We start from the raw sequence: 18162 nt of genomic DNA on the forward strand, positions 1-18162 counted from the left end.
GTCTCAGACGAACACCGGTTCCTCCTTCCGTACCGCCCCGCGCGCCTCGGCGGCCGCGAGACCGGCGACCGAACCGAGCATCAGCAGGGTGCCGACGAGCGTCGCCGGGGTCATCCGCTCTCCCAGCAGCGTGACGGCCAGCACGGTGGCGCTCACCGGCTCCAGCAGCATGATCACGGACACGGTGGCCGGCCGGACGACGACGGCCGCCGCGAAGTACAGGGCATAGGCGAGGGCCGTGGGCACCGCCGCGATGTAGACCAACAGGCCCAGGAGCAGGGCGGGTTCGGCGGTGTGCGGGACCAGGCCCTCGGACAGGGCGAAGGGCAGCAGGCAGAGGCTGGTGACCGCGAACGCCCCGACGGACGTACCGAAGGCGTCGGCTCCCGCGTCCGCGCCCCAGCGGCGCGTGAGCAGGGTCATCACACAGCAGCCCGCCGCCGAGACCAGCCCGAGCAGGACGCCCCAGGGACGTACGGTGGCGCCCCCGCCGCCCAGCATCAGCACCCCGAGGCCGGCGAGCGCGCCGGCGACGGCGAGGATCCCGCCGCGCCCGAGCCGCTCCCCCAGGGTCAGCCGCGCCCCGAGCGCGATGAGGACGGGCCCGGCGCCGAGGGTGACGACGGTGGCCACGGCCAGCCCGGTGGCGGCGACGGCCGCGAAATACGCTGTCTGGAACACCGCCAGACCGACGCCCGTCACCCCGATCCGCAGCGCCTTCCGGCGCAGTGGTTCGGCTACGGCGTTCCGCACACGCGGACGAGCGCGGCGGGCGGCGAGCAGCAGGACCAGTCCGGCCGCGCACCGCCAGAAGGACAGGGCTACGGGTCCCAGGTCACTGGACCGGTAGGCCATCGAGGCGACCGCGCCCGCGGTGCCCCAGGCGGTTCCGGCGACGATCAGATAGAGGAGGCCTCGCCCGACGGGCAGGCCGGAGACAGGATTCGACACGCGTTCTCTCCGCAGACGCGCGTGGCGCGCTCAAGGGGCGCACCGTGCGCGGAAGTTCGGGGAAGGACACCCGCTCGGCGGGGTCCACGGACTTCGTCTGCGGGCAGCACCGTCCGCCCGGCGTCGGGCCGGGCTCAGGGGTGTTCCGAGGACACCCCGGTTTTCCGGAGGCCCGCCTCAGGCGGCCGGAGGCGGAAGGACGAGCGCGTTCGTGTGCATGGCGGGCAGGCTATGCGGCGGTTTCGCGCGCCGACAACTCACTTTCCGCGCCACCGCTCGCCACCGGATCCGTCGAGCCCTTGGCCGGCGCCGACGACTGCGCGATGAACGCGCCGGCCAGCACGATCGCGCCGCCGACGATCTGCGGGGCCGAGAGGTGCTCGCCGAGCAGGATCCAGGCGAGGACGGTGGCGACGACCGCCTCCAGGCAGGCCACGACTCCGGCGACCTGCGGGGAGAGCCGACGCACCGAGCGCACTCCGGTGACGTAGGCGACGACAGTGGCGAAGAGCACGATCCAGGCCAGCAGCAGACCGCCGGAGACCGCCGTGCCGTCCATGTCCGCGGCGCGGCCGAGCACGGACCAGTCCAGCTGCCAGGGACGCGCCACGACGGTCAGGACGGCGGTGCCGACGAGGAAGCCGTAGGCGATGACACCGAGCGGATCGGGTGCCCGGTCGCCGGAGTCGCCGCCCTGGTCGGACAGGACGAAGTAGCCGGCCTGGCAGCAGGCGGCGCCGAGGGCGAGGAGCAGCCCGAGGGCGTCGAAGCTGAGACCCGACCAGACCTCGACCACGCAGGCCAGCCCGCCGACCGCGAGCACGACGCCGAGCGCGGCGGCACGCGTCACCGACCGCCGCTGCACGAACCGCACCCAGCCGAGCACGAGAGCGGGCGCGAGGTACTCCACGAGCAGGGCGACACCGACGGGAATGCGGGAGATCGCGGCGAAGTAGCAGGCCTGGACTCCCGCCACGGCGAGCAGGCCGAAGCCGAGGAGCAGACCGGGACGGCTGCGCAACAGTCCGCGGTGGCGCACGGCCAGCGGCAGCATCACCAGGGCGGCGCCCGCCACCCGCAGCCACACCACGTGCAGCGGGTCGAGACCCGCCTCGATCAGCGGTTTGGCCGCCACACCGGATCCGCCGAAGGCGAGCGCGGACACGAGCGCGAGGCTCAGCCCCGTGCCCCTGTTCCGGTGGTTCTGGATGCTCTCAGACGTATGCACGGGCACATGATGGCAGGCGGCGACATGAGCGTCATCCCGCATGACACCTGTCTCACCGAGCGGACCGGATCAAGGGGCGGGCACGCTCGGATCGACGGCGCGCGGCCAGAAGGGGCGCGCGGCCGAACGACGCGCGTTGTCAGACGGCCCGTCGTGAGCGGCTGTCGATCCGCGCGAGCAGCGCACGGGCGTCGACCCCGGCGCGCTCCAGCACCTCGACCGCCCGAGCCTCCGGGTCGACGACGATCGCGGCGAGCAGGTCCAGGCCGAGGGGCGGGCCGCCGCCGCGTCGGTCGGCGCGCGCACGGGCGTACTCCATCGCCCCGGCGGCCAGCGGCGAGTAGCCCTCCGCACGGGTCACCACGGGTACGGCGCCGGAGTCCTCCACGCTGCCCTGCCAGCGCAGGCCGTAGCCGATGCTGCGCTGCACGAGATAGCCGAGCAGGCGGGCGAACTGCGGTTCGGCGTCGAAGACGGTCCGCACCCCGGGGTCCAACTCCAGGAGCGAGTGCAGCAGATGAGCCGTGTCGATCTGCCGGTCCCCGTCCCTGACCGCCCGCCGCCGGGCACCGGAGACCACCGCTGCCAGCTCCGCGCCGAGGCTGGCATCGCCGTCCGTGTGGACCGGGCGCCGGCTGCCGGGCTGGAGGGCCGACTGCCGGGGGATACGGGGGTGCACATCCCCTACCTCATCAGCCCCGCCCTCTTCGGTCATCCACGAAAGGAAGCATTTCCGCGTCCCACGGGAAGGGGACCCGGACAGCCACGATCTCCTCCTTACGGATGAGATCACGCCCTTCCGCCCACGAAGGGCGCGCGCCGCCTTGCCCTGCGCCCCGCACGCAACCGGGATGCGCCGCCGTTCGTCCCATACGGAGATGGAGAGCAGGTGTTGGCTGGTGGCGCTGCCGGCTGTCGACGGCAAGCAGTACGTGTACCGGGTGTACGCCCCGGAGGACGCGCTGCTCGCCGACCTGTTCTGGGACGCCTGGCACTGCCACGACGAGAGTGCGTTCCCGCGCGCGTGGGACCTGTTCGACGCGGCCGTGATAGAGCGCGTGGGCTGACCCATCCTGACGGTTCGTCAGTATTGAATGTTCCGGGTCCTGCCGCTACGTTCCGCGACACCGTAGCCCGTCACGAAGAGGTGGTCGCATGGCCGAAGTCAGCGCGGAGTCCCGCATCGGGGCACCGGCCGAGAAGGTGTGGGCCCAGCTCACGGACTGGCCCTCGTACGGGGAGTGGAACGCCACCCACACGAGTTTCCCCAAGGGCGGCCCCACGGTCCTGGAAGCGGGCGCGACCTTCCAGGAGAACATGAAGATGATGGGCTTCCCGGCCGAGGTCGAGTGGACCGTCGAACAGGCGGAACCGGCCCGGGTGCTCGCCCTCCGCGGCAAGGGCCCGATGTCGGTGACCGTCGCCACGCGCTACACCCTGGTCCCGGACGGCGACGCCACGCTGGTCCGCATCGACGGGGAGTTCACGGGCGCCGCGGTCTCCCTGATGGCGGGCAAGCTCAAGGACTCGGCGACCGCCGCGCTGAACGAGTCGCTGCGGAAACTGGCGGGCCTGGTGGGCTGACGCCCCGACGCCCCACGAGAAAACGAAGAGGCGCCCCGCGGGAACGTTCCCGCGGGGCGCCTCTTCAGAGCCGTAGGACCGTCAGTCCTCGTCGGCCAGGATCAGGTACAGCTTCTTGCGGGCGTCGTTGATGACGCCGAGCGCCTTCTCACGCTGCTCCTTGCTGCCGGTCTTCCAGACCTGCCCGAAGGCCTCCATCAGACCGAAGCCGGCCTGCCGGATCTCACCGAGGGCTTCCCAGTCGACGCCACGGGAGGCTTCCTCCCAGGGCGCGTCGGGGCCCTCTTCGGCCGCCTCGCGGCCGGCGTCGGTGAGCGAGAACAGCTTCTTGCCGCCCTCGGACGCACTGGTGATCAGGCCCTCGTCCTCCAACAACTGGAGGGTGGGGTACACCGAGCCCGGACTGGGCTTCCACGCCCCGCCACTGCGCTCGGCGATCTCCTGGATCATCTCGTAACCGTGCATGGGCCGGTCCTTCAGCAGGGCCAGGATCGAGGCGCGCACGTCACCGCGCCGCGCCCTCCCCCGAGGTCCACCCCGCCCCCTGGGCCCCCAGGGCCCGGGACCGAAGCCCGGTCCGCCGAAGCCGGGACCACCGGGGCCACCCGGCCCGAAGGGCCCGAAGGCACCTCGCAGGCCCTCGAAACCGCCTCGGCCCGGACGCCCGGCTCCACCATGTCCACGCTCGTATCCGTGGCTGTGCATCGCCATCACTCCATTCCATCGTTGATCTGTCGCGATACCTCAACGATATATCGGAATAGTTCGCATGGCAAGACTCGAAAACGCTTGGACGGGACGATGCCGAGCTTGTAGCGTGCGGTCGACCGCGACACCGCCCGAGGAGGTGAGACCCATGAACGCTGTATCGACGTGGGTGCTCCCCCTTCCGGTCACGGTCGGGCGATCGACGTAGGTGTCGCCGGGAGCGCCTCCCCCATCAGGCACTCCCGAAAGGCACCACCTCATGTTCGACGTGATCATCGCCGGGTGCGGACCGACCGGCGCGACGCTGGCCGCCGAACTCCGGCTGCACGATGTGCGGGTACTCGTTCTGGAGCAGGAGACCGAGCCCGTGTCGTTCGTCCGCATCGTCGCTCTGCACATGCGCAGCCTCGAACTGATGGCGATGCGCGGACTGCTGGACCGCGTGCGCGAACACGGACGGCGGCGCCCTGCCGACGGGCTCTTCGCCGCCATCGACAAGCCGGCGCCCCAGGGCCTGGATCCCGCGTACGCGTATCTGCTGGGCATCCCGCAGCCGGTCATCGTCCAGCTGCTCGAAGAGCATGCGACCCGACTGGGTGCGCAGATCCGGCACGGCGCCACGGTGGTCGGTTTCGAGCAGGACGACGAGGGGGTGACCGTCGAGACGGCCGACGGCCGACAGCTGCGTTCGCGCTGGCTCGTCGGCTGTGACGGCGGGCGCAGCAGGGTGCGCAAGCTGCTCGGCGTCGGCTTCCCCGGTGAACCCTCCCGGACCGAGACCCTGATGGGCGAGATGGAAGTGGGGGTGCCCCGCGAGGAGATCGCCGCCAAGGTGACCGAGATCGGCGCGATGGACAAGCGCTTCTGGCTCAGGCCCTTCGGCGAGCGGGCGTACAGCATCGTCGTCCCCGTCGTCGTCCCGGCCGCGGGAGTCGGCGATCGCGCGGAACCGCCCACTCTCGACGACTTCAGACAACAGCTGCGCGCCGTCGCCGGCACCGATTTCGGCGTGCACTCCCCGCGCTGGCTGTCCCGCTTCGGGGACGCCACCCGGCTGGCCGACCGCTACCGGGTCGGGCGGGTGCTCCTCGCCGGCGACGCGGCACACATCCATCCGCCCACCGGCGGGCAGGGCCTCAACCTGGGCATCCAGGACGCGTTCAACCTCGGCTGGAAACTGGCCGCACGGATCCGCGGCTGGGCGCCGGAAACGCTGCTGGACACCTACCAGACCGAACGCCGTCCGGTCGCCGAGGACGTGCTGGACAACACCCGCGCCCAGACGGAACTGCACTCCACCGAACCGGGCCCCCGGGCCGTGCGCAGGCTGCTCACCGAACTGATGGACGTCGACGAGGTCAACCGCCGGCTCTTCGAGAAGATCACCGCGACCGGCATCCGCTACGACGTCGGCGAGGGCCCCGACCTGCTCGGCCGCCGCCTGCCCGACATCGACGTACGACACGGCCGTCTCTACGCCCTGCTGCATCGCGGCCGCGGCCTGCTGCTGGACCGCACGGAACGCCTGACCGTGGGCGGCTGGTCGGACCGGGTCGATCACCTCGCGGACCCCACCGCGGCACTGGATGTTCCCTGCGTCCTGCTACGCCCCGACGGCCACGTCGCCTGGATCGGCGACGATCAGCGGGACTTGGACGCCCACCTCTCCCGCTGGTTCGGCGAGCCCGCCTCCTGACCAGGGATCGCGGACAGATCAGCCGTGGGCGGTCCTCACCGACCCTCCGTTACAGTCGCGCTGGTGACCGAGCCCTCCTATCTCGCCGCGATCCGGGAGTCGTACGACACCGTCGCCGCCGCCTACCTGACCGTCGTCAAGCGCCCCACGGAACTGGATCCGCTGTCCCGCGCGCTGCTCACCGCGTTCGCCGAGGTCGTGCGGACGGACGACCTCGGGCCGGTGGCGGATCTGGGGTGCGGTCCCGGGCTGGTCACGGCGCACCTGGCGGACCTGGGAGTACGGGTGTTCGGCGTCGACCTGTCGCCGCGGATGATCGAGCTCGCCCGGCGGGCACGTCCGGGTCTGGACTTCAGGGTCGGGTCGATGACCGCCCTGGAGACCGGCGACGGCGAACTCGGTGGCGTCCTGGCCTACTACGCCACGCACCACACACCCCCCGACTCCCTGCCGGCGGTGTTCGCCGAGTTCCACCGCACGCTGGCACCCGGCGGCCGTCTGATGCTGGCCGGTCACGTGGGCGACGGCGAGCGTCTGCGTCCGACGGAGGCGTACGGCGGCCACCCCGTCTCCTACGAGTCGCATCTGCTGCCGCCGGACCGGATCGCCGGGCTGCTGGCAGAGGCCGGGTTCGTCGTCACCGCGCGGCTGGTGCAGGAGCCCACCGAGGGAGCCACCCGGCGGAGCGGTACCTTCCTGGCCCGCAAAACCGGGGCGTGACGACGGTAACGGCCCCCGAAATCGGTCCACTCAACCGTAATTGGCCTTGGTCCGTCGGCCTCGGGATGGCCCAGCATCAAGGCATGCGCATCCGAATCGTCGACGCCTTCACCGACCGTCCCTTCGCCGGCAACCCGGCCGGGGTCCTGATCCTCGACGCCTTCCCGGACGACGAGCGGCTCCAGAAGATCGCCCTGGAGGTCAACCACGCCGAGACCGCCTTCGCCCACCGCCTGCCCGAGGGCGGCGAGGCCGACTGGGCGCTGCGCTGGTTCACGCCCACCGCCGAAGTGAACATGTGCGGCCACGCCACCCTCGCCACGGCTCATGTCCTGTACTCCACCGGTGCCCACGAGGGACCGGTGCGGTTCGCCACCCGCAGCGGTGTCCTGGTCGCCGCTCCCGGTGCGGACGGCTCGATCACCCTGGACTTCCCGACGGCGCCGCTCACCGCCGTAGAACTGCCGCCCGGGGTGACGGAGGCGCTCGGTGCCGAGGCGCTCACCGCCTTCGACACCGGTCCGAACATCGGGGATCTGCTGGTCGAGGTCGCCGACGAGAAGACCGTGCACGCCCTCGCCCCGGACCTCAAGTCCCTGGGCGCCCACTCCGAGCGCGGGATCATCGCCACCGCCCGCGCCGAGGACCCCGGCCGGGGCTACGACTTCGTCTCCCGCTGCTTCTTCCCGAACATCGGCATCGACGAGGACCCGGTCACCGGCAGCGCCCACACCGCGCTCGCCCCGTACTGGTCCGAGCGCCTCGGCCGCACCGAGCTCACCGGCCTCCAGGCCTCCCCCCGCTCCGGCCGCGTCCGCACCGAACTGCGGGGCGAGCGCACCCTGTTGAGCGGTCGCGCGGTGACGGTGATCGACGGCGAGCTGCTCGCCTAGGACGGGAGAGAGCTGCCGTCAGCACGGGGAGAGAGCTGCCGTCGGGTCACGCCGTCGGCAGCCAGCCCACCTTCCCGGCGAGCAACGCGTATCCGACGAACGCCCCGATGTCGAGCAGGGAATGGGCCACCACCAGGGGCCCCACCCGCCCCCAGCGGCGGTACAGGTACACGAACACCACGCCCATCACCATGTTGCCGATGAAGCCCCCGATGCCCTGGTAGAGGTGGTACGAGCCGCGCAGTACCGAACTGGCCACCAGCGCGGTGCCCGGCGTCCAGCCCAACTGGCCGAGCCGGCGCAGCAGATAGCCGACCACGATGACCTCTTCGAGGATCGCGTTCTGCATCGCCGACAGGATCAGCACCGGGTACTTCCACCAGACCTCGGGCAGCGCCTCGGGGACCACGGTGAGGTTGAAGCCGAGACCGCGCGCGGCCAGGTAGAAGGCGATTCCGGTACTGCCGATCACCGCGGCGATCCCGGCCCCGCGGCCGAGGTCCGGCCAGGGCCGGGTGCGGTCGAAGCCGAGGGTGCGCAGGCCCTGGCCCTCGCGCAGCAGAAAGTGCGCGACCAGGGCGACGGGCACCAGCGCCGAGGTGATCCCGAACAGCTGCCAGGCGAGATCCAGCCACGGCCGGCCGGGCGCGGCCGACGCGTTGAGCGTGGCCGCCTGGTCCTTGAGACCTCCCGGCCTGGTGACCGATCCGACAAAGCTGATCAGAGCGGATACACCGCTCGCACCGAGCGAGACTCCCAGAACGAGCAGGACCTCGTCCCGGAGGATCCGTCGCGAGAGCCGCTCCGGAGGAGAAGATTCGGCCACCGGGCCCGTCTCTGACTGCACACCTGACTCCAGTTCAGTATTCCCGCCGCATCCCCATCGCCGTCCCGCTAAGGTCTCGAAACCACATACGAACATCGTGCGCGACAGGCCGTCGGGGGGACGGACGCCGTACGGGGCGTACCTCCCTCCTGCCTGCCGTACGGCCGGACTCCGGCCGAGGTTCCGCAGGCCGACTGGGAGGGGCACCACCGTCATGGGACGTCACAGCTTGCCCGATCAGTATGGGGCGGGCGCCGGCGACCCCCGGCCCCGGACGCATCGTCGTGCGGTGATCCTGGCGACGGCCCTCGTCCTCACCGTCGCCGGCGGCACGGCGGCCGCCGTCCGGGGCGGGCTGTTCTCCTTCGGCGCCTCCTGCCAGGACGACCCCGTACGGCTGCGGCTCGCCGCCTCCCCCGACCTGGCTCCCGCGCTGCGGACCGCGGCGCAGCGGGCGCGGGACGACGACCTGACCTCCGACGGACGGTGTCTGGCGGTCGCGGTGAGCGCCCGGGACGCGTACAAGGTGGCGGACGAACTGCTGGCGGGTGAGAAGAGCGATTTCCAGGTGTGGGTGCCGGACTCGGATCTGTGGGTCCAGCGGCTGCGGACGGACCGCGGCGGGTCGGACGTGTCCCAGGTGGGCAATGTCGCCTCCACCCCGATCGGGATGGCGATGGTGCCGGCCGCCGCGAAGTCGCTGGGCTGGCCGAAGAAGACGTACAGCTGGTCGGAACTGGCCGGCGCGGCCCTGCGGAACGACTCGCTCAGGCTCGGCGCGGCCGATCCCGCGCGCAGCGCGACCGGGCTGCTCGCGCTCACGCGGCTGGCCGGTTCCGCCGCCGGGAGCGCGGGCGGCGACACCCGGGCCGCGGCGATGATGAAGGCCCTGTCCCAGCGCACCTCCGACACCGACGGGCAGGTCCTGGACACACTGCCGCGCGACTCCTCGGGCACCGAACAGGGCAACCCGAAGCGGAACCAGGCGCTGGTGCTCACCGAGCAGGCCGCGTTCGCGTACAACTCCGCCGACGGCGGCGGCAGCCTGGACTTCTTCTACCCGAAGGACGGTTCGCCCCGGCTCGACTATCCGTACACGCTGGTCGACGGGTCGGGGCTGACGACCGACGAGAGCCGGGCCGCGATCCGGTTCATGAACTATCTGGACCGGCCGGCGCAGCGGCAGTTGCTGGAGAGCCGCGGCTTCAGGACGTCGGACGAGAGGGTGGCGGACACACTGGTCAGGGGTGCCGGCGGCAGTCGTCCGCAGCCGTACGAGGCACCCGTCGTCCAGCCGGCGCCCGAGACCGCGCTCGACGAGACCCTGGGCGTGTGGACGATCACGGTGCAGAGCGCCCGGATCACCACGGTCGTGGACGCCTCCTCGTCGATGTCGGAGCGGGTGCCGGGCACGGACCGGTCGCGGATGGACGTCACCAAGGCGTCCCTGCTCCAGGCTCTGGCCACGTTCACGCCCGAGGACGAGATCGGGTTGTGGGACTTCTCCACGCGGCTGGACGGCGCCAAGGACCACCGCGTCCTCGTGCCGACCCGCCGGCTGGGCGACCGGGTGGACGGCGGCACCCAGCGCGAGCGCCTCTCGGCCGCGTTCAGCGACCTGGCGCCGGTCCCCGACGGTGCCACCGGCCTGTACGACACCACGCTCGCCGCGTACAGGGCGGCCACCTCCTCCTATGTCGAGGGGAAGTTCAACGCGCTGGTGGTGCTGACCGACGGGGTGAACCAGGACCCGGGCGGCATCGCGCGCGCCGACCTCGTCGCCCGGCTGGAGCGGCTCACCAACCCCGAGCGCCCGGTCCCCCTGATCATGATCGCCGTGGGCCCGGACGCCGACCGCGAGGACGCCGAACTGATCGCCCGGTCCACCGGCGGCTCCGGCCAGCAGGTCGACGACCCCTCCCAGATCCACTCGGTCATCCTCAAGGCCGTCGTCGCGGCGGGCACCCGGGACACCGACGGGCGCTGACCCCCGGGACCAGGGACCCCGGGGCACTCACCCCAGCGGCACCGGTTCCGGCAGCCCCACCGGCCAGGTGTGCACCGGCTCGCCCTTGTGCATCAGCTCGCGGTAGCGGCGGGTCGTGGCGGCGAGCGCGGCATCGCGGGAGAGTCCGGTCTCCAGGGCCCGGTGGAACGTGGCCGACTGCCACGACGCGCCGTTGACCCGGCGCCGGCACCGCTCCTCGATCACGCCGAGGTAGTGGTCGCGGTCGGCGGGTTCGACGCCCCACGCGTCCAGCCCGGCCTCGGCGAGCGGCAGCAGTTCGTCGCGTACGAGACTGACGGCGTCGATCTCGTACGTCCCGCCGTACCGGCCCCCTCGGGGCCAGACGAGCCGCGCGTCGATCCCGTACCGGCACGCGGCGTCGAAGTTGGCCGCGGCCGTCTCGAACGGCATCCGGGTCCACACGGGCCGCGACTCCTCGGCCAGAGCGCGGACGACGCCGTAGTAGAAGGCCGCGTTGGCGACGACGTCGGTGACGGTGGGGCCGGCGGGCAGGACGCGGTTCTCGACGCGCAGATGCGGGACGCCGTCGGCGATGCCGTAGACCGGGCGGTTCCAGCGGTAGACGGTGCCGTTGTGCAGGACGAGTTCGGAGAGCTTCGGGACGCCCCCGGCGTCGAGGACGGCCAGCGGGTCCTCGTCGTCGCAGATCGGCAGCAGGGCGGGGTAGTAGCGCAGGTTCTCCTCGAAGAGGTCGTACGCCGAGGAGACCCACCGTTCGCCGAACCAGGTCCGCGGCCGCACCCCCTGGGCCTGGAGCTCGGGCGGGCGGGTGTCGGTGGACTGCTGGAACAGCGGCGGCCGGGACTCGCGCCACAGCTCCCGCCCGAACAGGAAGGGGGAGTTGGCGCCGACGGCTATCTGCGCGGCGGCGACGGCCTGCGCGGCGTTCCACACGTCAGCGAAGCGGCCCGGGGTGACCTGGAGGTGCAGTTGCACCGAGGTGCAGGCGGCCTCGGGCGCGATGGACTTCGAGGTGCAGGTCAGCCGCTCCACGCCGTCGATGTCGAGGGCGAACTCCTCGCCCCGGGCGGCGACGATCTGGTCGTTGAGCAGTGCGTAGCGGTCGACGTCGGAGAGATTGGAGGACACCAGGTCGTCCCGGTCGAGCGTCGGCAGAATGCCGATCATCACGATTCCCGCGTCGAGTTCACCGGCTTTCCTGTCGGCATATGCCAGCGAGGTGCGGAGTTCCTCGGAGAGCCGATCGAATACCCGGCCTCCCAACCGGTGGGGAGCTATGTTGACTTCCAGGTTGAACATGGCGAGTTCTGTTTGGAAATCTCGGCTTGCGATACGTTCGAGCACCTGCGCGTTGAGCATTTTCGGCATGCCGTCCGCACCCGTGAGATTCAATTCGATCTCCAGCCCCATGAGGTTCTTGGGGCGGTCGAACCGCTTCTCGGCCAGGAGTCGCTCCAGCCCCGTCAGGCACTGTCGGAGCTTGTCGCGGTAGCGCTGGCGATCGGACAGGTCGAACTGGCCTGCCACGACCTTCTCCCCCATCGAAGCGTCCCTCCTCGGATGGGCGGGCCATCAATCCGGCCGCCGGTCGGTCCCGGGTCAGGTGGGATGATGCCCAGCGAGGACGATCGATAACGTCCCGGACGGGCCCGGAAGCCGCTACTCTGGCGGATGTGACCGGTGGCACATTCACCGGGCATGGTGCAGTGTGCGGTTTCGAGTTCCCCGAGAAACTCGTGAAAAACGCCGACGAGAATGGGCCGACCGCCGCCGGAGCATTACCCGAGGTCATCACTGTGCGCCCGGCCTGGAATCGGGATGATTCCCGCGAATCGCCGACCGAATGAACCCTTGCCCGACCCGGCGAAAGCGGCTAGACGAAACATCGTCTGAACATGTGTCGTATAAACTCCGCGAACAAGGCAGAAGGCCGGCGCTCGGGCCCTCGAACCTGCCGTCGGGTGACGTGCGGCAGGCCTCACCCGCACCCCTTGGTCACCGGACCACGACTCCGGCCTCTCTGACCCCGTGAGCTGACAGCGCCGTCCGCCCCCGCCCCGCCCGCGCGCCCCCGTGCCTGTCGAATGAGAGGCGACCCACCATGCCTTTGCGTGTCCCCCCGGCTCCCGCGCCCGCCCTGCGTTCCGTCCTCACCGCCCTCGGTTCCCCCACCGCGGTCCGCGAGGCCCGTACCCCTTCCCTGCTCCACGCGAAGGGACCGGCCACGCCCGAACTTCCGCTGCCCGTGCACATCCTCGACGGCGTCGATCCGGCGGGCGTCCCCGCCACGCGGCTGGCCGGCTGGCGCTTCCTGATCAACTGCGGCGGCCGTGCGGCGGCCGCGGCCGAGACCATGCTGACGCCGGACGGCTGGACCTTCTCGCACTTCTTCGAGGGCCCGTACATCGCCTCCACCGAGCGCGCGCTGCGCCAGGCCGAGGCCATGACACAGGCGTACCAGCCGCGCCTGCTGTCCATCCCCGGCCTGTACATGCTCACGCTCTGGCTGCACGGCGACTGCGCCTCCGACGCCGCCACCGGCCACCCCGCCGCCACCGACCTGCTCGTCCCCCTGGCTCCGGCACCGCCCGGTATCGCCGCCCACCGGCCGCACCGGGTCTCCGAGCTCCTCCCGGTGCTGACCCACCGGGTGACCCCGAGCCCGGCCCCGCTGCTCGGCTCACCGGCCTGAGATTCCGCGCACCGCCCTCGTACCCCGCCGCCGAATTCCCGGTAGCGGGGTACGACTGTGTATTCGGCACCCATAGAGTCGTCCTCGCACAATCCCCCGGAACCTCTATTGCTCGTACGAGCGGTTAAAGGCTCGAACGAGCCGGGACGCGCCCCTTACCCGCACGGACTAGCCTCTTCCGGCCATCCCGAACCACCCGAAGGGACAGTGCAGTTGGGATGAACCATCCGAACGCGGGATGCGTCATCAACCTGTGAAGAGATGGTGATGCGAAATCCCTGCGGATTGACGCCCGTGGGGCAACACTGGGTTCGGACCGAGTTTCGCAACGGGGGACCGAGATGACCACGACACAGCGAGAGATCCCACCAATGTGCCAGCACCAGCCACCGTGTCCGACAGCCGAATCCGCCGACCGGGAATCCGCCCGCCTCATGGCACACCACCCGGAGCAGGGCTGGAGTCTGCTGTGCAACGGCGTTCTGCTCTTCGAGGACACCGGTGAGCTCCTGCCGGACGGACGGGTCATCGCTCCGCACCGCCCGCTGGGCGGCGTGCAGGTGATGACGGCCGCCTGAGCGGCACGGGCGGTGGACCCCGCCGCCCGCGGTACTCCAGGGGCCGGCTCGCAGCAACCGACTGCGCACCGGCCCCGACGCATGTCCAGGGTCGATCACTCCCTGTAATCCCTTGTGTGTACCCCCACTTTCCGGAAGACTCCTGGAAGTTTCGTGGACCTGCTCGACGAGCAGGGACTCCGACGGAGGTGGGGAAGTGACAGCACGCGAGGCCGACGCCGAGCCGGCGCACGAGGCCCGGGGCAAGGTCACCATCACGGAGATCGCCCGGGAGGCCGGAGTCTCGGTACCGACGGTCTCCCGGGTCGTCAACGGACGGTCCGACGTGTCGCCGTCGACCCGGGCCCGGGTCGAGGACCTGCTGCAACGGTACGGCTACCGCAAGCGCCCGGCCGCCCCCGGCACCCGCGCCGCGCTGCTCGACCTCGTCTTCAACGACCTGGACAGCCCCTGGGCGGTGGAGATCATCCGAGGTGTCGAGGAGATCGCCCACGCCTCCGGCGTCGGCACGGTCGTCTCGGCGATCCACGGGCGCACCGGCGACGCCCGTGAATGGCTGCGCAATCTGCGCGCCCGCGCCTCCGACGGCGTCATCCTCGTCACCTCGGCCCTGGAGCCGGTCCTGCACGAGGAACTGCGCATCCTCGGCGTCCCGCTGGTGGTCGTCGACCCGGCGGGCTCCCCCGCCTTCGACGTCCCCACCATCGGCGCCGCCAACTGGTCGGGCGGCATGGCGGCCACCGAGCACCTGCTGTCCCTGGGGCACCGCAGGATCGGCCTGATCGCGGGCCCGCCCCGGCTGCTGTGCTCCCGGGCCCGCTTCGACGGCTACCGCGCGGCCCTGGAGGGAGCCGGTCTCGCCGTCGACGGCTCCCTCGTGGTCCCCGGCGACTTCCATCCCGAGTCCGGGTTCACCGGCTGCAACGCCCTGCTGGACCTGCCCGAGCCGCCGACCGCGCTGTTCGCGGCCAGCGACCAGATGGCGCTGGGCGCGATCGAGGCGCTCAGGCGGCGCGGGCTGCGGGTCCCCGAGGACATGAGCGTCGTCGGTTTCGACGACCTTCCGGAAGTCCGCTGGTCGGCGCCGCCGCTGACGACGGTGCGTCAGCCGCTCGCCGACATGGGCAAGCTGGCCGTCCGCACGGTGCTGCGTCTGGCCCGAGACGAACAGCCCGACTCCCCGCGGATCGAGCTGGGCACGGAGCTGGTGGTCCGGGCGAGCACGGCCCCCGTCTGACCGTCGACGCCCCCCGCGCACAGGCGTTCCCGGGTGCCCTCCCCTAGGGGGCACCCGGGAACGGTCCGCGATGCCGACGTCTACTTCTTCAGCGCCTCCCGTATCGCGAAGTACGCCGGCTTCGGCGCCAGTTGCTCGTCCCACGGCAGTGCCGCGCCCTCGCCGTCGAAGAACGCCGGGATCCACGAGTACTTGTCGGTGTAGTCCCACAGGGTGATGCCCACGCACCGGCGCACCGCGAGGCAGGCCTCGGTGACGTCCCGGTACCAGTCGGCCTGCTGGGCCAGTTTCTCCTCGGTCGCCGGCAGGATCATCCGGATGTCGACCTCGGTGAGCGCGGTGTCGAGCCCGAGCCGGGAGAAGCGGCGGAGGTTGTCCTCCAGGGTGGTGGGATAGCCGTACTGGAGTGCCAGGTGGGCCTGGAGACCGATGCCGTCGAGCGGGACGCGCTGGGCCTTGAGCTGCTTGGCCAGGGTGTAGTAGGCGTCGCTCTTCGGGCCGACCGCCTCGATGTTGTAGTCGTTGAGGTAGAGCCTGACCTTCGGATCGGCCTGGCGGGCCCAGCGCAGGGCGTCGGCGATGTAGCCGGGGCCGAGCGTCTTGTAGAAGATCGTCTCGCGGTAGGTTCCGTCCTCGTTGAAGGCCTCGTTGACCACGTCCCAGGCGAAGACCTTGCCCCGGTAGTGCCGTACCTCGGTCTGGATGTGGTTCTTCAGTACGGCCCTGAGCTCGGGCGCGGTCCACTCGCGCGAGGTCAGCCAGTCGGGCAGCTGGCTGTGCCAGACGAGCGTGTGGCCGCGCACCTTCTGCCGGTTGGCCCGGGCGAGGTTCACGATCTCGTCGCCCTGGGAGAAGTCGAACACGCCCTGCTCGGGCTCGGTGGCGTACCACTTCATGCCGTTGCCCGGGGTGATCTGGTCGAACTCGCTGCCGAGGATGGCCTTGTACGGCTCGTCGACCAGCTCGGGGTTGTCGGTGGCGCTGCCGTAGTAGCGGCCGTGGCGCTGGGCGAGTTCGGCGAGGGTGGGCTGCTTGCCGTGGGCCTGGGCGGAGGTGTTGCCCAGGGCCCGGTCGGGGGCCGTGTCACGGGCCTGGGCGGCGGGTGCGCCGATCCCGGCGGCGACCAGGATCGCGGCGGCGGCGCCGACGAGTCTGAGACGGTTGGTGCGCATGGTGCGACTCCTCACGTGCGGGTGTGTGGGCGAGCCGTACGGCCGCGGGCAGCGGGGTCATCCCTTGGTGGCGCCCGCGGTGAGTCCGCCGACGAGCTGGCGCTCGGCGACCGAGTAGAAGGCGAGGGCGGGGACCATCGCCAGGACGAGATAGGCGAAGACACGGGCGTACTCGGCGGAGTACTGGCCCTGGAACTGCTGGACGCCGATCGGCAGCGTCCACCAGGTGCTGTCGGTGAACACCAGCAGCGGCAGCATGAAGTTGTTCCAGCTGGTGACGACGGCGAGCACCGAGACCGTGCCGAGCGCCGGCCGGGCCATGGGCAGCAGCACCCGCCAGAAGAAGCCGAAGGAGCTGCACCCGTCGAGGGTGGCCGCCTCTTCCAACTCGCCCGGGATCTCACGGAAGAACGCGCGCAGGATGATGATCGTCATCGGCAGCCCGAACGCGGCCTGCGGCAGGATCACCCCGAGCGGGTTGTCCAGCAGGCCCAGGGAGCGCAGCAGCAGGAACAGCGGCAGGGCCGCCACCGCGAAGGGGAACATCAGCCCCATCGTGAAGAAGGTGAACAGCACCTCCCGCCCTCGGAAGGCGAACCGGGCGAAGGAGAAGGCGGAGAGCGCGGACACCGCCACCAGGAGCACGGTCGTCCCCACCGCGATCAGGGTGCTGTTGCCGACCAGCCGCCAGAAGTCGCCACCGCCGAGGATGTCGGTGTAGTTGCCGGCCAGCCAGTGTTCGGGAAGCCCGAAGGGGTTGCTGGAGAGCTCGGCGGTGGACTTGAAACCGGACAGGACCGCGTACACCAGCGGCACGATCATCAGCGCGCCGACGAGGACGAGGATCAGGTGCAGTGGCAGGGTCCGTGCCGTGGTCTTGCTGCGGCTCACTTGCCGTCTCCCCTCATCGTCGTGGTGGCCCCTTCGAGGTCGCGGCGGAGCACGAACCGCTGGTAGGCGAGGGCGAAGACGAGGCAGATGCCGAACATGACCACGCTGATCGCGCTGGCGTAGCCGACCTGGTAGCGCTTGAAGCCGTACTGGAACATGGTCACGGCCATGGTCTCGGAGTGGTGGTCGGGACCGCCTTGAGTGATCACCCACACCAGGTCGAAGAGCTGGATCGAGCCGATGACGGACAGGAAGATGCTGATGCGCAGGGTGGGCGCGAGCAGCGGCAGGGTGACGTTGCGGAACCGCTGCCAGGGGCTGGCGCCGTCGATCAGCGCGGCCTCGGTCAACTCCTTCGGGATGGACTGGAGTCCGGCCAGGTAGAGCATCATGTGGAAGCCGAAGTACTTCCACATCATGACCAGGAAGAGGGTCGCCATGACGTAGGAGGGATCGGCGAACCACTCCCCGCCCAGCCCGTCGAGGCCGATGCCGCCCAGGAGATGGTCGGCCAGTCCGTCGTCCGGGGCGAAGATCATGGCGAACAGCACGCCGGTGATGGCCTCGGACAGGACGTAGGGCGCGAAGAACAGCATCCGGTAGACCGCCCGGCCGCGCAGCCGCTGGTTCAGCAGCACCGCCATGGCGAGCGCGAACGGCAGTTGGAGCGCGAGCGAGAGCAGCACCAGGACGAGGCAGCGCCACAGGTCGCCGAGGAAGACCGGGTTGTCGAAGAGCTGGGTGAAGTTGTCGGTGCCGATGTAGTCGGAGGGCATGCCGAAGCCGCCCCAGCGGAAGAAGGCGGCGTACAGCGCGAACAGCATCGGCAGCAGGACCAGCCCGATGAACAGCACCAGGGCGGGCACCTGGAAGCCGACCGCGGTCAGCCAGTGCAGCACGCGCCGACGGACCCGCCCCCGGGCCCTGACCGTCTCCGGGGGCGGGTGGTCTGCGTCGGGACCGCTCCGCTTGTCTGCGAGGAACGTGGAGGTCATC

Annotated in this window: 19 protein-coding genes; 10 read left to right on the forward strand and 9 right to left on the reverse strand. The window is 70.9% G+C overall.

Translation table 11 applies throughout. From position 1 onward, the window contains the following. Positions 1–3: 3 nt before the first annotated feature. The 3 genes from K4B79_RS32435 to K4B79_RS32445 form a co-directional block, all read right to left on the reverse strand. Positions 4–951: a DMT family transporter gene (locus K4B79_RS32435; protein WP_232030872.1), complete on the reverse strand. Its 948-nt coding sequence runs from the start codon at positions 949–951 to the stop codon at positions 4–6. A 229-nt stretch (positions 952–1180) separates the two neighbouring features. Continuing rightward, positions 1181–2185 (reverse strand): EamA family transporter, encoded by a 1005-nt coding sequence (locus K4B79_RS32440; RefSeq protein ID WP_232030914.1) that lies wholly within the window; start codon positions 2183–2185, stop codon positions 1181–1183. Between the two features lie 133 nt (positions 2186–2318). Beyond that, positions 2319–2858 (reverse strand): Clp protease N-terminal domain-containing protein, encoded by a 540-nt coding sequence (locus K4B79_RS32445; protein ID WP_232030873.1) that lies wholly within the window; start codon positions 2856–2858, stop codon positions 2319–2321. A 199-nt stretch (positions 2859–3057) separates the two neighbouring features. On the opposite strand from K4B79_RS32445, the gene K4B79_RS32450 reads away from it, so the two are divergent. Continuing rightward, a complete protein-coding gene (locus K4B79_RS32450; RefSeq protein WP_232030874.1) occupies positions 3058–3246 on the forward strand; it encodes a hypothetical protein in 189 nt (62 codons plus the stop codon). A gap of 88 nt (positions 3247–3334) precedes the next feature. After that, positions 3335–3763: a type II toxin-antitoxin system Rv0910 family toxin gene (locus K4B79_RS32455; RefSeq protein ID WP_232030875.1), complete on the forward strand. Its 429-nt coding sequence runs from the start codon at positions 3335–3337 to the stop codon at positions 3761–3763. A gap of 81 nt (positions 3764–3844) precedes the next feature. Here the strand turns inward: K4B79_RS32455 and K4B79_RS32460 are convergent, their stop codons facing one another. Beyond that, positions 3845–4468 (reverse strand): PadR family transcriptional regulator, encoded by a 624-nt coding sequence (locus tag K4B79_RS32460; RefSeq protein ID WP_232030876.1) that lies wholly within the window; start codon positions 4466–4468, stop codon positions 3845–3847. 262 nt (positions 4469–4730) lie between these two features. Here K4B79_RS32460 and K4B79_RS32465 point away from each other — a divergent pair, with 262 nt between their 5' ends. From K4B79_RS32465 to K4B79_RS32475, 3 genes are all read left to right on the forward strand, one after another. Continuing rightward, complete coding sequence (locus K4B79_RS32465) at positions 4731–6167, forward strand: FAD-dependent monooxygenase (protein WP_232030877.1); 1437 nt, start codon at positions 4731–4733, stop codon at positions 6165–6167. Positions 6168–6230: 63 nt separating this feature from the next. Next, on the forward strand, positions 6231–6887 hold the full coding sequence (locus K4B79_RS32470; protein WP_232030878.1) for a class I SAM-dependent methyltransferase: 657 nt from the start codon (positions 6231–6233) through the stop codon (positions 6885–6887). A gap of 83 nt (positions 6888–6970) precedes the next feature. Further along, complete coding sequence (locus K4B79_RS32475; protein ID WP_232030879.1) at positions 6971–7780, forward strand: PhzF family phenazine biosynthesis protein; 810 nt, start codon at positions 6971–6973, stop codon at positions 7778–7780. A gap of 46 nt (positions 7781–7826) precedes the next feature. Here the strand turns inward: K4B79_RS32475 and K4B79_RS32480 are convergent, their stop codons facing one another. Beyond that, positions 7827–8627 carry a CPBP family intramembrane glutamic endopeptidase gene (locus K4B79_RS32480; RefSeq protein ID WP_232030880.1) on the reverse strand — a complete coding sequence of 267 codons (801 nt, stop codon included), beginning with the start codon at positions 8625–8627 and terminating at the stop codon, positions 7827–7829. 193 nt (positions 8628–8820) lie between these two features. Between K4B79_RS32480 and K4B79_RS32485 the strand changes: the two genes are divergently transcribed. Next, the gene (locus K4B79_RS32485) at positions 8821–10593 is read left to right on the forward strand and encodes a substrate-binding and VWA domain-containing protein (protein WP_232030881.1); all 1773 of its coding nucleotides are present in this window, start codon (positions 8821–8823) and stop codon (positions 10591–10593) included. 27 nt (positions 10594–10620) lie between these two features. Here K4B79_RS32485 and K4B79_RS32490 read toward each other — a convergent pair whose 3' ends face one another. Beyond that, positions 10621–12138 (reverse strand): glutamate-cysteine ligase family protein, encoded by a 1518-nt coding sequence (locus K4B79_RS32490; protein WP_232030882.1) that lies wholly within the window; start codon positions 12136–12138, stop codon positions 10621–10623. A gap of 131 nt (positions 12139–12269) precedes the next feature. Here K4B79_RS32490 and K4B79_RS32495 point away from each other — a divergent pair, with 131 nt between their 5' ends. The 4 genes from K4B79_RS32495 (at position 12270) to K4B79_RS32510 (ending at position 15103) form a co-directional block, all read left to right on the forward strand. Further along, positions 12270–12443, forward strand: coding sequence for a hypothetical protein (locus tag K4B79_RS32495; protein WP_232030883.1), 174 nt, complete (start codon positions 12270–12272; stop codon positions 12441–12443). A gap of 254 nt (positions 12444–12697) precedes the next feature. Beyond that, on the forward strand, positions 12698–13288 hold the full coding sequence (locus K4B79_RS32500) for a hypothetical protein (protein WP_232030884.1): 591 nt from the start codon (positions 12698–12700) through the stop codon (positions 13286–13288). Between the two features lie 371 nt (positions 13289–13659). Continuing rightward, entirely contained in the window at positions 13660–13866 is a 207-nt protein-coding gene (locus K4B79_RS32505) for a DUF5999 family protein (protein ID WP_232030915.1), read from the forward strand. 196 nt (positions 13867–14062) lie between these two features. Then, entirely contained in the window at positions 14063–15103 is a 1041-nt protein-coding gene (locus K4B79_RS32510) for a LacI family DNA-binding transcriptional regulator (RefSeq protein ID WP_232030885.1), read from the forward strand. Between the two features lie 80 nt (positions 15104–15183). Here K4B79_RS32510 and K4B79_RS32515 read toward each other — a convergent pair whose 3' ends face one another. From K4B79_RS32515 to K4B79_RS32525, 3 genes are all read right to left on the reverse strand, one after another. Next, positions 15184–16275, reverse strand: a complete 1092-nt coding sequence (locus K4B79_RS32515; protein WP_232030886.1) for an endo-1,4-beta-xylanase — start codon at positions 16273–16275, stop codon at positions 15184–15186. A gap of 57 nt (positions 16276–16332) precedes the next feature. After that, entirely contained in the window at positions 16333–17097 is a 765-nt protein-coding gene (locus K4B79_RS32520) for a carbohydrate ABC transporter permease (protein WP_232030916.1), read from the reverse strand. 65 nt (positions 17098–17162) lie between these two features. Continuing rightward, positions 17163–18161 (reverse strand): carbohydrate ABC transporter permease, encoded by a 999-nt coding sequence (locus tag K4B79_RS32525; RefSeq protein ID WP_232030887.1) that lies wholly within the window; start codon positions 18159–18161, stop codon positions 17163–17165. Position 18162: the final 1 nt, after the last annotated feature.

It is taken from the genome of Streptomyces lincolnensis (assembly GCF_021173675.1).
Classification (GTDB): domain Bacteria; phylum Actinomycetota; class Actinomycetes; order Streptomycetales; family Streptomycetaceae; genus Streptomyces; species Streptomyces lincolnensis_B.